This is a genomic window from Corynebacterium glyciniphilum AJ 3170 (assembly GCF_007673095.1).
Classification (GTDB): Bacteria; Actinomycetota; Actinomycetes; order Mycobacteriales; family Mycobacteriaceae; genus Corynebacterium.
This window is the reverse complement of the sequence record NZ_VDYZ01000401.1, coordinates 1-224: the sequence shown is the minus strand read 5'-3', so window position 1 is coordinate 224 and position 224 is coordinate 1. Positions and strand designations below refer to the sequence as shown.

At 71.0% G+C, this 224-nt stretch carries 1 protein-coding gene; it reads left to right on the top strand.

The genetic code is table 11. The annotated features are described in order from the left end of the window. Positions 1–224 (top strand): hypothetical protein (locus FS507_RS20180; protein WP_222121493.1); only part of this gene is annotated, 224 nt, incomplete at both ends.

The following is a 224-nucleotide window of genomic DNA, read 5'->3' as shown; positions in this document are numbered from 1 at the left end:
GGGGAGCCTGGGCGAGGGGAGTGCGGGCGAGAAGTGGGGCGGGGAGGAAAGGGAGGGGAGTGGGGATGAATGGGGTGGGGAGGAGGAGGAGGGGGAGGAGGGGGTTGGGTGGTTGGAGGGGGGGGAGGGGGAGGGTGAGGATGGTGAATGCGAGGAGGTAGCGGAGGGGCAGGGGGGGGGAGCAGGGGTTCTTGTCGAGGGGGATAGGGAGGGAGAGGGTGGGG